The 12,261-nt window shown below is 61.3% G+C and carries 13 protein-coding genes, 2 tRNA genes and 1 pseudogene; 8 read left to right on the top strand and 8 right to left on the bottom strand.

Features of this window, described 5'->3' with window-relative positions:
* Window positions 1-40 precede the first annotated feature (40 nt).
* Together MHX52_RS07750 and MHX52_RS07745 are read left to right on the top strand one after the other, a co-directional pair.
* The gene (locus tag MHX52_RS07750; RefSeq protein WP_239317525.1) at window positions 41-430 is read left to right on the top strand and encodes a globin; all 390 of its coding nucleotides are present in this window, start codon (window positions 41-43) and stop codon (window positions 428-430) included.
* A 2-nt stretch (window positions 431-432) separates the two neighbouring features.
* Complete coding sequence (locus MHX52_RS07745) at window positions 433-1,227, top strand: TSUP family transporter (RefSeq protein WP_049049703.1); 795 nt, start codon at window positions 433-435, stop codon at window positions 1,225-1,227.
* Between the two features lie 46 nt (window positions 1,228-1,273).
* Here MHX52_RS07745 and MHX52_RS07740 read toward each other — a convergent pair whose 3' ends face one another.
* From MHX52_RS07740 to MHX52_RS07720, 5 genes are all read right to left on the bottom strand, one after another.
* A complete protein-coding gene (locus MHX52_RS07740; RefSeq protein ID WP_239317523.1) occupies window positions 1,274-1,999 on the bottom strand; it encodes a hypothetical protein in 726 nt (241 codons plus the stop codon).
* 115 nt (window positions 2,000-2,114) lie between these two features.
* A complete protein-coding gene (locus MHX52_RS07735; RefSeq protein WP_035005369.1) occupies window positions 2,115-2,597 on the bottom strand; it encodes a thioesterase family protein in 483 nt (160 codons plus the stop codon).
* 207 nt (window positions 2,598-2,804) lie between these two features.
* Window positions 2,805-4,475: an energy-dependent translational throttle protein EttA gene (gene ettA, locus MHX52_RS07730; RefSeq protein ID WP_049049701.1), complete on the bottom strand. Its 1,671-nt coding sequence runs from the start codon at window positions 4,473-4,475 to the stop codon at window positions 2,805-2,807.
* Window positions 4,476-4,641: 166 nt separating this feature from the next.
* Window positions 4,642-5,166, bottom strand: coding sequence for a single-stranded DNA-binding protein (gene ssb / locus MHX52_RS07725; protein ID WP_035005371.1), 525 nt, complete (start codon window positions 5,164-5,166; stop codon window positions 4,642-4,644).
* A gap of 183 nt (window positions 5,167-5,349) precedes the next feature.
* Window positions 5,350-7,656 (bottom strand): cytochrome c oxidase assembly protein, encoded by a 2,307-nt coding sequence (locus MHX52_RS07720; protein WP_239317521.1) that lies wholly within the window; start codon window positions 7,654-7,656, stop codon window positions 5,350-5,352.
* Between the two features lie 198 nt (window positions 7,657-7,854).
* Here MHX52_RS07720 and MHX52_RS07715 point away from each other — a divergent pair.
* A tRNA-Arg gene (locus tag MHX52_RS07715) sits at window positions 7,855-7,931 on the top strand.
* A 236-nt stretch (window positions 7,932-8,167) separates the two neighbouring features.
* A complete protein-coding gene (locus MHX52_RS07710; protein ID WP_049049698.1) occupies window positions 8,168-8,497 on the top strand; it encodes a hypothetical protein in 330 nt (109 codons plus the stop codon).
* Window positions 8,498-8,543: 46 nt separating this feature from the next.
* Here MHX52_RS07710 and MHX52_RS07705 read toward each other — a convergent pair whose 3' ends face one another.
* Together MHX52_RS07705 and MHX52_RS10435 are read right to left on the bottom strand one after the other, a co-directional pair.
* The gene (locus MHX52_RS07705) at window positions 8,544-9,008 is read right to left on the bottom strand and encodes a hypothetical protein (protein WP_049049697.1); all 465 of its coding nucleotides are present in this window, start codon (window positions 9,006-9,008) and stop codon (window positions 8,544-8,546) included.
* 44 nt (window positions 9,009-9,052) lie between these two features.
* Window positions 9,053-9,310 (bottom strand): annotated as a pseudogene (locus MHX52_RS10435) (DUF6882 domain-containing protein); the annotation flags it as partial.
* A 159-nt stretch (window positions 9,311-9,469) separates the two neighbouring features.
* On the opposite strand from MHX52_RS10435, the gene cmrA reads away from it, so the two are divergent.
* The 4 genes from cmrA (at window position 9,470) to MHX52_RS07685 (ending at window position 11,649) form a co-directional block, all read left to right on the top strand.
* Window positions 9,470-10,273 carry a mycolate reductase gene (gene cmrA, locus MHX52_RS07700; protein ID WP_049049716.1) on the top strand — a complete coding sequence of 268 codons (804 nt, stop codon included), beginning with the start codon at window positions 9,470-9,472 and terminating at the stop codon, window positions 10,271-10,273.
* Window positions 10,274-10,330: 57 nt separating this feature from the next.
* Complete coding sequence (gene orn, locus MHX52_RS07695; RefSeq protein ID WP_370642232.1) at window positions 10,331-10,963, top strand: oligoribonuclease; 633 nt, start codon at window positions 10,331-10,333, stop codon at window positions 10,961-10,963.
* An 85-nt stretch (window positions 10,964-11,048) separates the two neighbouring features.
* Window positions 11,049-11,124, top strand: a tRNA-His gene (locus tag MHX52_RS07690).
* 27 nt (window positions 11,125-11,151) lie between these two features.
* Window positions 11,152-11,649 carry a flavin reductase family protein gene (locus MHX52_RS07685; protein ID WP_239317519.1) on the top strand — a complete coding sequence of 166 codons (498 nt, stop codon included), beginning with the start codon at window positions 11,152-11,154 and terminating at the stop codon, window positions 11,647-11,649.
* A gap of 10 nt (window positions 11,650-11,659) precedes the next feature.
* On the opposite strand, the gene MHX52_RS07680 is transcribed toward MHX52_RS07685, so the two are convergent.
* Window positions 11,660-11,878, bottom strand: a complete 219-nt coding sequence (locus MHX52_RS07680; RefSeq protein ID WP_035005376.1) for a heavy-metal-associated domain-containing protein — start codon at window positions 11,876-11,878, stop codon at window positions 11,660-11,662.
* Window positions 11,879-12,261 lie beyond the last annotated feature (383 nt).

Raw genomic sequence — 12,261 nt, 5'->3', positions numbered from 1 at the left:
TAGCCCCGTCGGTTTCCACAGAACGGATAAGGTTGGAGGCATGACTTCTAGCTTCTACGACGCTGTTGGCGAAGAGACCTTCCGCGCCATCGTGCACGAGTTCTATCGCCAGGTCCGCACCGACGATATCCTCGCGCCGATGTACCCGGAACAGGATTTCGAAGGCGCCGAGGATCGACTGCGCTGGTTCCTGGTGCAGTACTGGGGCGGCCCTGCGGAATTCAACGCTCGCCGCGGCCACCCGCGCCTGCGGATGCGCCACGCCCCATTCCGCATCGACACGGCCGCCCGCGACCGCTGGCTAGAGCTCATGGGTAACGCCATGGCCACCATCGACAAGGAACAGCTCCCCGACGCACACCGTGCGGCCATGTGGGAGCACATGGAGCGGGTCGCGCAGATGCTGGTCAACACTCCCGATCAGTTCTAAAAGTGTTAGCCGATCTTTCTGCCGAGGCGTTTTCACTCCTCGCAGTGGGATCCTTCGTCGCCGGGCTCATTGATGCCATCGTCGGCGGCGGTGGCCTCGTCCTCATCCCCCTCATTTTGATCGTCGCACCCGCGACCCCCGAAGCCTCGGCAATGGCGACGAACAAACTCGCGGCGGTTTTTGGCACTTCATCGGCTGCCACGCGCATGCTCCGGTCCTCTGATATTCGCCAAAAGATCGATCGGCGCCTGGTGGCCTATGGGGTTCCGCTGGCTTTCGCCTGCTCGGCCTCTGGTGCGCTGCTGGTAGCGGCGCTCAGCTCCGAGGTTTTGCGACCTTTGGTGATTATTCTCTTGCTGGCAGTTGGCACGTATGTCGCCCTCAAACCCAGCTTTGGCACACCCCAACGCGCTCCATCGCAGAGCCGTCGCCGATGGCTCATCGCGCTGTTCGCAGTGGGAGCTATCGCCACTTACGACGGCTTCTTCGGTCCGGGCACGGGCACGTTTCTCATTATCGTTTTCACCGCGCTTCTTAGCAGGTCCTTCGTGGAATCCGCCGCACTGGCGAAGGTCATCAACATCGCCACGAACCTGGGCGCGCTAACCGTGTTCGCCATCGGCGGTCACGTGCTTTGGCTGCTGGGCCTCGGCCTGGCGGTCTTCAACGTGGCGGGAGCGCAAATTGGGGCACGCCTGGTGCTTACCAAGGGAACCGGCTTTGTCCGCATCGCGCTGCTCGTCGTTGTCGTGGTCATGAGCACCAAGTTGGGCTACGACATGTACGCCGGTTCCTAAATCGCTCACGTCGCAGCACCCCCGCGTGCGGCGGCTCCCCAAACCTCTAGCGTGGCCCGGGAACCCGCGCCAGTCCACCGGGGCGTGGCGCGTACACGCTGCCAACCAGTGCATCCACCCGAATCCACGACCCGCTGGCGCTCACGCGCACATAGTCATAGTCCCGCAGCTTCTCCCCCGGCTCCGGAACCAGTCGCAGGCCGCCGAGCGCCGCGATCGTTCGCCCCTCCAGGGCAACGGAGGCGGTGGCGTCATTACCGCGCTGCACTGTGAGAACCTGCTGTTCTAGCAGGCTGCGCGCAATCCCCATCGGCCCGGAGTTAGCCTCGTTCTCCGTGGCCATGTCCGCGTGTAGGCCGCGCACCACTTCCCCCGGAACCGTGTCGATCAGCTCGAAGCCCTGCTGCGGAGGCGGCGAGCCAACCCACATCAGGTCCATGTCCGCGCCCAGGTCGAGGGTCTGCTGGCCGGGTTCAAACGCGACGATCGCCTCCAGCGCGTCGCTGGCATAGGCCACAGTGCCGCCACTGCCAGCGTGCGCACTTCCGGCGCCGACGACCTGTCCGGGCACTCGGACGGAAACCACGCAGCCTAGGGGCGTCGAAATAAAAAGATCCGTCGACCGCTCCCCCACAGCGCTCAACCGCACCAGCGCACCCGGATCCATCACCAGCGCACGCTTCATCACCGCCCCCGCGCGCCGCATGGCACTCACTGCCGCGGTCGCGGATCGCGAATCAATTGTTCCCTGTAAATCGATTGTGACGCCCATAGTTCCCCCACCTTAGCCCTCCCCAAAGCTGAAGCTCGCGCGGGCTGGGCGCTTGCGGGTCAGCGAGTCCGCGGGGACAGCGCCGGACTGCAAGCGCGCAAGTATTCATGCGCCGCTAGAAGCGCGCGGCGGTGGTGGCGCGGTCGGTGACCACCTCGTGGTCCTCCGGGATCAAGAATTGGTTGATGTTGTCGATGTCCTGTTCGCTCCACTCGCGGGACTTCCCAGTCATCACGTCGATACCCACCATGACCGCGTCGATGGTGCAGGTGATCCGCCCGACGGAATCCTGGACGACCTGGCGCATGGTGCAGGATTTGCGCCCGACGTCGATGAAGTAGGAGGCCACGGCCACTTCCGACTCCCCCGGCGACAGCGGGAATGGGTAGTCGATGGTGGTGTGGCGCGCGAACATCGGGGGCACGGCAATGTCCATTTCCATCAGCACGTCTTTGAGGAAGACCATCCGCGCGTCCTGGCCGAATTCCAGATACTTGGCGTTATTGACGTGCTGGTATTGGTCGAAGTCAGACCAGCGGAGCTCGCGGTGGCAGGTGTGCCAGCGAGTCCCGGTGGCCTCGTGTTCGATGAAGGGCATTGCGTTTCAAACCTCGCTTAGAACCTCACAGATAACTTTTGTTTCGTGAACCAATACTGCCACATCGTTCACACAGGTTCACGTAGTTACACGGTTTAAACGAGAAAGGCGGCGCAGGCCAGCAAATTGGCCTGCGCCGCCGAGCTACTTCAGCGCGCTGTGGTCACGCGCGGTGCCGGCGCACTGCTGCGCCGCCGAGTTTCCCGACTAGCGTGTCAGCTTGCGGTGCGTCACGCGGTGCGGACGTGCAGCCTCCGGGCCGAGGCGCTCCACCTTGTTCTTCTCGTAGTCCTCGAAGTTGCCCTCGAACCAGTACCACTGGCCTTCGGCAACGTTGCCCTCCCAGGCCAGGATGTGGGTACAGGTGCGGTCCAGGAACCAGCGGTCGTGCGAGATGACCACTGCACAGCCCGGGAATTGCTGCAGAGCGTTCTCCAGGGAAGACAGGGTCTCAACGTCCAGGTCGTTAGTCGGCTCATCCAGCAGGATCAGGTTGCCGCCCTGCTTCAGCGTCAGCGCCAGGTTCAGGCGGTTGCGCTCACCGCCGGACAGCACCTTGGAAGGCTTCTGCTGGTCCGGGCCCTTGAAGCCGAATGCGGACAGGTACGCGCGGGAAGGCATTTCGTTCTGGCCGACGTGGATGTAATCCAGGCCGTCGGAAACGACCTCCCAGACGGTCTGCTCCGGGTCGATGTTCTCGCGGTTCTGGTCCACGTAGCTCAGCTGCACGGTGGAGCCGACCTTCACCTCGCCGGAGTCCGGCTCTTCCAGGCCAACGATGGTCTTAAACAGGGTGGTCTTACCAACACCGTTCGGACCGATGACGCCCACAATGCCGTTGCGCGGCAGGGTGAACGACAGGTCCTTGATCAGGGTGCGACCGTCGAATCCCTTGTTCAGGTCCTTGACCTCGACCACCTGGTTGCCCAGGCGCGGCGGAGTCGGAATCTGGATCTCTTCAAAGTCCAGCTTCTTGTACTTCTCCGCCTCGGCAGCCATCTCCTCGTAGCGCTGCAAACGGGCCTTGTTCTTCGCCTGGCGAGCCTTGGCGCCGGAGCGGACCCACTGCAGCTCTTCCTTGAGTCGCTTCTGCAGCTTCGCATCCTTCTTGCCGGCAACTTCCAGGCGCTTGGCCTTCGTCTCCAGGTAGGTGGAGTAGTTACCCTCGTAGGGGTACAGCTTGCCGCGGTCGACCTCACAGATCCAGCCGGCGACGTGGTCCAGGAAGTAGCGGTCGTGGGTGACGGCCAGGACGGCGCCCTTGTAGTCCTTCAGGTGCTGCTCCAGCCAGAGCACGGACTCGGCGTCCAGGTGGTTAGTGGGCTCGTCGAGCAGCAGCAGGTCCGGCTCGGAAAGCAGCAGCTTCGCCAGGGCCACGCGGCGGCGCTCGCCACCGGAGAGGTGGGTCACCGGCTCATCGGACGGAGGGCAACGCAGCGCTTCCATGGCCTGCTCGATCTTGGAGTCCAGCTCCCACGCATCTGCAGCGTCGATCTTCTCCTGCAGAGACGTCATCTCTTCCATCAACTCGTCGGTGTAGTTGGTGGCCATCTCTTCGGCGATCTCTTCGTAGCGCTGGCGGATTTCGAAGATCTCGCCCATGCCCTCTTCGACGTTCTGGCGAACAGTCTTTTCCTCGTTCAGCGGCGGCTCCTGCAGCAGGATGCCGACGGTTGCGCCGGGGTCCAGGAAAGCCTCGCCGTTGGAGGGCTGATCGATGCCAGCCATGATCTTCAGGATGGAGGACTTACCTGCACCGTTCGGGCCTACCACGCCGATCTTGGCGCCGGGGTAGAACGCCATCGTGACGTTATCCAGGATGACTTTATCGCCGTGCGCCTTGCGCACGTTCTTCATGGTGTAAATGAACTCGCCCACGGTGAACTCTTTTGACCTTTCGTGGTTAGTGTCCCAATGTATTCGCCCACCCAGTGTACGTGGTGCCACCGTGCGAAGGCCGACCTGGGCTACTCCCCCGAGCGGCCCAGGTCGGCCTCACCATTTAGCGCCCATTAAGCGCTTGGATTAGCGCTGAGACTAGCGCTTAGAACGCAGGTTCCACTTCCTCTTCCTGGCCGCCCGCGCCGACTCCCACCAGCTCCGGCGAGCCACCGTTCTGCGCCGTGTTCTGCGCCAGGTTCTGCTGAACGTTCTGTTCCACGGCCTGCTGTGCGTTTTGCTCCACAGCCTTGCGGACGTTCACCAACACGTTCCGGGCGCTCAGGTCCGGACCCACGTGAGTCGCACGCACGCGCAGCACGCTGCGGGTCACGGGCTGGCCATCTTCGCCGTTGGCTTCCCACGTGCTCTGCACGATGCGTCCGACGACGATCACGGACATCCCCTTGCACACCGTCGCGCTGACGTTGTCGCCCAGCGCTCCCCAGCACTGCACTTCCATGTAGCACGGGTCGCCGTCCTTCCACTGCCCGTCCGCACCTTGGTAGCGGTGGTTCATCGCCACGCGGAACGTGGTGAGTGTGGGCCCGCCGTCCAGCCCTTTGATCCGAATCTGCGGGTGGTCAACCGCGTTCCCCACCAGATATGCCTGCGCCAGATTGTTGCTCATCTGACTTGTCCCCTTCCTTGTTGTCGCACCGAAGCTTGTTCCCCGGCGCGTGGCTTTATTGTTAGCGCGTTTCGGGGTTTTTCTTTTTCTTCGTGACGCCACCCTGTGGACAACTCCGCCCATCCAAGGCGCTTATCCACAGGTTGAAAAGAAGGGGGTTGACAGTTCGCGGCCGGGTGTGTGTTAGTCCGACTTTCCGCGGGATTGCTTGTCCTCGGCTTTGGTTTCGGCCTTGCCCTGAGCCTGTTTTTTGCCCTGCTCCTGAGCCTGGCGCTGGGCTTGGCTCTGGGCTTGGCTCTGGCCCCGATTTTGGGCCTTGTGTTGCGACTTGTGCTTGGCCGAGTGCAGGGAGCTCTGAACGTCCTGGTCGTGGTAATCATCGCCGTAGTATGCGCGGTTGCCAGTATCAATCTGTCCGCTGGAAAGCCCAGCCAGCATCGCGTTGTATGCCTCCAGCTCTTCGTCGCCCGTACGCTCTTCACGGCGGTCGAAACGCTTGGCCTCGCGCCGGTCGGAACGCAGCCACTGGAATCCGTGGGCGATGGAAACCACCAGCAGCGGAATCTCACCCAGAGCCCAGGTGATGCTGCCGCCCAGATACTGCTGGTGATCCAGGTCCACAGGGAATGGGAAGTCCAACTGGTTATAAAACTCCGCATTCAGCGGCTCGGAAATCTGCATCATCGCAATACCGAACCATGCGTGGAAAGTCACCATCGCAAACAGCGTCAGCATCTTGATGAACGGCGAGAGGTTCCGCGGTGCAGCATCCACGCCGATGATCACCCAATAGAAGATGTACCCCGAGATGATGAAGTGCAGCATCATAAACAGGTGGCCGGCGTGCTCACCCGCAATGGCGTCAAAAAGCGGCGAAAGATAGAGGTAATAGAAGCCGACAACGAACTGCGTTCCGGCGACAATAGGGTGCGTCAGGAAGCGCGAGAACGGGTTGTTGATGAACACGACCAACCATTCGCGCGGGCCCGCCACGCCGTCGCGGCCGGCGGCGGGCAGGGCGCGCAGTAGTAGCGTCATGGGGCCACCAAGGACCCAGAACACGGGCACGGCCATGGAGAGAATCACGTGCTGCAGCATGTGTGGGCCGAACATCGCCATGGAGTACATGCCCAGGCCGGAGCTGGTGGCGAACAGCAGGGTGACGTTGCCGGCGGTCCACCAGATCAGGCGCTGGATGGGCCATTCGATGCCGCGCTTCCGGATGCTCAGCCAGGCCCACATGTAACCGGCTTGGAGGAGGATCGCGCCCACGCCGAAGATGAGGTCCAGGCGGAACATGGTGAAGTAACGCCCGATACTCGGCGGCTCGGTGAGGGTGTAGCCCAGCAGTACGTCCTGCTGCGTGAGGTCAACGATCTGCTCGATCGGCGGCGGGATGCGGCCCAGGGAGACGGCGATGCCGATGGTGGCGGCCATGATGAAGATCTCCAGTGCAGCGAAGCGGATGAACGGCTTGCGCTGAGCGTTGGTGGTTTTACCGCTTTCGCCCTCGCCTTCGCGTAGCTTCGGGATGATGCGGGAGCGCTGCTCCCAGCCGAACCAAGCCAGGAGCAACGTCATGACCATTTTTGCGACGATGACCAGGCCGTACTGGGTGGTGAAGAGCTCGTCCAGGTGGACGCGCAGCAGTGCGTTGATGAAGCCGGAGATCGCAACGGCAATGATGCAGAACAGCGCCAAGGTGCTGTAGCGCTGGACGAGGAGGGCCAGGTGCGGGCCGCGGCGCTTCGCGTGCGCCAGCAGGGCCAGCAAGCCACCCACCCACAGTGAGACGCAGATGATGTGCCAGAGCAGCGAGTTCACACCGTAGTCGTGGTTACCGCCCGCCGCGGAGTGCCCCTCCAGCGCCAGCGGGATCAGCGAAAGAACCGACAGCGCCAGGAAGATCGGCTGCCAGATCCACTTGCGCGTGAGCAGCGAAAGCCCACCGGCCACGCCAGCGAAGATGGCAACCCAGAGCCAAGCCTTTGACGCCGACACCTGATCCAGCGCAATCCCCCAATACTCGGGCTTGAGCACCTCTTTGAGGGGGCTGCCGGAGATGTCCGACATGTACATGGGGATCAGCAGGATCGACAGGACTGCGAAACCGATCATTCCCCAGGTGCCCGTGCGTGCGGCACGGAAGCCGTCGAGGGTGAGATAACCCTGCTTGTCCGGGGGCGTGCCGAAGGCGGACATGAGGAACCCGCCGAGGCCCAGACAGCCGATGAAAATCGCCGCGCCGCGGACGAAGGGCAGACCGATGGTGGTCAGCGGACCGGGATCCGGAATGCCCAGCAGGGCGAGCGATTCGCCGAGGAAAGAGTAGCCGATGACCGCGCCGAAACACCCGGCGACGAGTGCACCGATGAGGTACACGAGGCCGGGGTTGCCCAGCTTCGCGGGCTGGGTCGGGGTTTGCGCTTCCGCCTGTGCGGGCTTGGCTTGCGCTGCTTGCTTAGCTTCCTGATCTGCCTGGGAGGACATGTTTGGAACCTTACCCTCCGCTCCGGACAGGGTGAACTTCCCGGTTTTGTGTTGTTGGTTGCGTCACAGTGGTGGCGCACTGAACCCCCGCGACAGTGCCACGCTGCCCCGTACCGACCTGCGCGGCTGTGCCACGCTTACGGTATGGCTGCCCCGCAAATTCAGCGCACGTGCGCGTGCATTATCATCTACTCGTATGCCTCCGTAGCTCAGTGGATTAGAGCAGTGGGTTTCTACCCCATGTGTCGCGGGTTCGAGTCCTGCCGGGGGCGCCATTGTCATGAGTCACGACATAATTGACACTTCAGTCGTGGCAAGGTTGCCAGTTCGGCCACGGCATCGTGGACACGTTGGCGCCTCAGCCCCCTACTTGTGAGTTGCCGTGGATGTGAAACGCGTCTCATCTAAGAAAGGGTTTAACGTTTCCTGAGCGTCGACCCCTTTTCTTGGTCTAACCTAAGAGCGATTGCAATAGAAATTGCATGTTTTTGAAACCTCAAAAGGAGACCCCATGAAGCGTTTTGCTACTGCTGCCGTCGCTGCTGCGACAGCCCTCAGCCTCGCTGCTGCCCCAGCTCAGGCTGCCCCGAGTACGCCCACTGACGCTCAGAAGATTGAAGCCGCAAAGCTAGTTGGTATGTTCGTCCTCCGTGGAACCGGTGCTGCACCGAACACCAAGGCGACCGGAGAGATGGCTGCAGGATCCGTCATGGCAGGTTCCTCTGCCAAGACTGCTTACGGCGCCACTCAGTTCGGCTGGACCCTCACCTGGATCGCCGTGGCTGCCGCAGGCATCGGCCTGATCGGCGCCGCTGCAAAGCAGGCTGGCCTCCTGCGTTAAACCACTGCATCACTTTTCTGGCCACGAAGGTGCCTGACAGTTCTCGTCAGGTACCTTCTTCCGTGAAAAGTCCCTTCTTACTAAGGGACATGTAGCGCTCTCCCCTGTTAACCGTTATTTCGGCCACGAAGTAACGGCCCTTTTCGTCAACGATTTTCCACGCGCGCTGATACTCCTCGGGTTCAACTTCTTCGACTCGCCAGTCTGGTCGCATGTGGGAAATACCTTCGATACTCCACGCTGGGTCATCGCAGTGCGAAAGTATGCGATCCCACTTAACGAAGATCTCTTCGATAGTCATCTCTGGTATAGGAATGCTAAACCCATCCAGCAAGAAGGTTGCGAATGTGCCGCTCTGATTGATGGGGACGTACAAGAAAACGGTCTGTGGGCCAAAAATCTCAAACGCGGCATCGCCAACGTCCCCCGCAACCGAAGTAACAGCATCCTCGCCCGGCTGATATGGAACCTCCTGATTAACAAAGCCAGGTAGATCTTGTTGTTGCCCCACTTTCGCATCGCTTCCGCAGCGTTGCTGACATTCAGACCGGCTGTATTCCCTTCCTGAGCTTGCCCAGACCATCGCCACAGAAGCGTTGGAGGGTTCTCAGCGACAGAAGCGATCAGGTGGGCATTAGCTGTTAGCTCCCCCTTAGGCCCCTGGAACACAAAGCGGTGAATGCCGCCATAGGATTCAATGTTGTACTGCCACCCCTCGCCGGTGTGGTCGATTATGAAGTCAATAATCTGCTCGTTACGTGCTGTTGCGTAGAGAGTCGCGTGCTGCCCGACTCTGCGAATATCGGGGATCATGCGGTTAAACTAACACCGCCCAATTCAGCTCGCCCGCTGAACCTCGACCCCCTGTCCGAGCCGCCCGCTATGGTTGTAGCCATGACTGCGAATAGCCGCTTTAACCCTATTGACGCCCTCCGCTCCCTCCCCCTGGGCAAGTCCCAGAAGTCCGTAGAGCTGGACCTCCCCGCCCCCACCCCGGGCTCCTACGCCGTGATCACCGGCGCTTCCTCCGGCATCGGCAAGGCCATCGCCGAGGAGCTCGCCCGGCGCGACTACGACCTCCTTCTAGTCGCCCGCACTGTGGCCCCTATGCAAGAGATCGCGGACGCATTCCCTAACCGCGACGTGCAAATCCGCTCCGTCGACCTGGCGGATGCCTCCGCCCGCGCAGAGCTGCTGGAGGAGCTGCGCACCACCCCGGTCAGCATCATCATCAACTCCGCGGGCATTGCTACCTTCGGACAGTTCAAGGACCTCGACTGGGATTACGAGCGCCTGCAGTTCGAGCTCAACGCCACCGCACTCTACGAACTCACCCAGGCCGTGCTGCCCGGCATGCTGGAACGCGGCGAGGGCGGCATCGTCAACGTCGGCTCCGCCGCCGGCAACATGGCCATCCCCGGAAACGCCACCTACGTCGGCACCAAGGCGATGGTCAACACCTTCACCGAGTCCCTGCACTACGAGCTCAGAGACCACGGCATCAAGTGCACCCTGCTGGCACCCGGCCCGGTGCGCGAGGCCCGCAAGGAAGACGAGCAGCTCACCGAAGTTGACGATGCCGTACCAGATTTCCTCTGGACCACCTACGAAGACTGCGCCATCGACACCCTGACTGCCCTGTCCAAGAACAAACTCCGCGTAGTCCCCGGCCCGCTGTCCAAGGCCATGAACTTCGTCTCCACGTACCTGCCACGGAAGGTCACCGCGCCGATCGTGGGTAAGTTCTACGCCCAAATGGCAACCGAAAGCGACTGATCCCGAGGGGGCGTCACCAAAAAGGCATAGAATTATCAACAACAGAAAGGAACATCCGTGAACACCACCCCGAATCAAGTTGCCAAGAACGATCGACTCGTGTGGGTCGACTGCGAAATGACGGGCCTCGACCCGGACCAGCACGTGCTCGTCGAGATTGCGGTGATTGTGACGGATGCGGACCTTACCCCGCTCGACGAGGGGCTGGACCTGGTGATTCACGCGACCGAACGCGACCTCGCCCGCATGGATGCCGTCGTGACGAAGATGCACGGCGAATCCGGCCTGACGGAACAGATCCGCGCCTCCGACATCACACTGGAAGAAGCCGAGGAGCAGGTCCTCGACTACGTGAAAAAACACGTGCCCACCGCAGGCGTGGCGCCGCTGGCCGGCAACACCATCAGCGCAGATCGGAAGTTCATCAACCGCTACATGCCACACCTGGACCAGTACCTGCACTACCGCATGATCGACGTCTCCAGCCTGAAGGAGCTCGCCCGCCGCTGGTATCCCCACGTGTACAACGGCCAGCCCGCGAAGGGCATGGCGCACCGCGCGCTGACGGACATCAAGGAATCCATCCGCGAGCTGGATTACTACCGCCGCGCGATGCTCGTGGAGGCCGACCCGTCGAACGCGGACGCGACAGCCGCGGCGAAGGCAGCGACGGAGCGCTTCCCTATCTAGGCCAGTTTCACCCCTTGCGAACTGGCCTTTTGGTTAAGGCGCAGGGCGTGGGCTAACATGAAATCCGCTGTTTTCAACAGCAATGGTGACTGTAGTTCAGCTGGTAGAGCACTAGGTTGTGATCCTAGGTGTCGCGGGTTCGAGTCCCGTCAGTCACCCCAAATTTTTCCAAAGGTCTAGTGATGCTAATGAGTAACACCGATCTTGAAGCAGCGTTTCGAGATGTCTTCCGCGGACATCCGGCGGGGGTAACGCTGATCACCGCGACCGTCGACGGCGAGCCCGTCGGACTGACCGCATCATCTGTTGCTTCACTGTCACTCGACCCACTATCAATCAGTTTCTCACTGATGAAGCGCACGGGCTCGGCAGGTAAACTGTTGCGGTCGAGCAGCATGTTGGTGCACTTTCTTAATGACGCCCAGTCCCCCATAGCGCACTCCTTCGCCACCTCGGGCGCGGACCGCTTCGCGGAATCTCAAGGGTGGGTGACCGCCGAGACGGGCGAGCCGCTGCTGCCGAACTCCCGAGCCGTGATGCGGGCGCGCATTTCAGATACGGCCCAGGCGGGGGAATCTACGCTGGTGGCGGCGGAGGTTCTGGACGTGTCGGAGATCTCCGACGATTCGGCGCTGCTTTTCCTGGGCCACCAGTTCTACAGCATCGCGGGGCTGCGTCCCTTCTAGCGGCGGGGCGCTATGCGCGGGTGGCTTCGTAGCCGGCCTCGTCGACTGCGTCGATGACCTGCTGATCCGTCAGCTCCCCTGCTGCCCCGTCGTGCTCGAACGTCAGCAGCCCCTTGTCTGCGCTGACCTCAATGTTCGAAACGCCCGGAAGGTTGGAAACTTCCTCCTTGACGGCGTTCTCGCAGTGCCCGCAGCTCATTCCAGTGACGTTGTAGGTGTATGTGCTCATGACGTTCGCCTCTCTTTGACGTAGCTTTCGTAACCTTCTTAATATTCAGCGCTTCGAAACACGCTTTATTCCATGGTATGCCTTAGCGAATACGCCTTAGTGGAATTCTTCAGCGGACTCCACCCTCCCCTCTAGAAGGCGAATGTCCCAAATCTTCCACTTTCGAGATTTTTTCGGTTTTGACGAATACGTCAAAACGTCCTTACCAGCGCAAACATAATAGATATAAAAGCAGAGTGGAAGATTTGGTGAGGTTACCCTCGTTTAGTGGACACCCAACTTGTACGGATGTTGTGTCCGTAGGAGAGGATGTTCATTGTGAGCCAACAGCGCAAGAAGTACACGCCGGAGTATCGGCGTGAAGCCGCGAATCTGGTGATTGA

The organism is Corynebacterium sp. ACRQJ (genome assembly GCF_022346045.1).
In the GTDB taxonomy this organism is placed as follows: domain Bacteria; phylum Actinomycetota; class Actinomycetes; order Mycobacteriales; family Mycobacteriaceae; genus Corynebacterium; species Corynebacterium evansiae.
This window is presented reverse-complemented; position numbering and strand designations above follow the sequence as displayed.

Excerpts from the sequence above, each read along its gene's own strand:
- MHX52_RS07750 (WP_239317525.1), top strand. The coding sequence starts at position 41 with ATGACTTCTAGCTTCTACGACGCTGTTGGCGAAGAGACCTTCCGCGCC.
- MHX52_RS07740 (WP_239317523.1), bottom strand. The coding sequence starts at position 1,999 with ATGGGCGTCACAATCGATTTACAGGGAACAATTGATTCGCGATCCGCG.
- MHX52_RS07735 (WP_035005369.1), bottom strand. The coding sequence starts at position 2,597 with ATGCCCTTCATCGAACACGAGGCCACCGGGACTCGCTGGCACACCTGC.
- ssb (WP_035005371.1), bottom strand. The coding sequence starts at position 5,166 with ATGAGCAACAATCTGGCGCAGGCATATCTGGTGGGGAACGCGGTTGAC.
- MHX52_RS07720 (WP_239317521.1), bottom strand. The coding sequence starts at position 7,656 with ATGTCCTCCCAGGCAGATCAGGAAGCTAAGCAAGCAGCGCAAGCCAAG.
- MHX52_RS07710 (WP_049049698.1), top strand. The coding sequence starts at position 8,168 with ATGAAGCGTTTTGCTACTGCTGCCGTCGCTGCTGCGACAGCCCTCAGC.
- MHX52_RS07685 (WP_239317519.1), top strand. The coding sequence starts at position 11,152 with ATGAGTAACACCGATCTTGAAGCAGCGTTTCGAGATGTCTTCCGCGGA.
- MHX52_RS07680 (WP_035005376.1), bottom strand. The coding sequence starts at position 11,878 with ATGAGCACATACACCTACAACGTCACTGGAATGAGCTGCGGGCACTGC.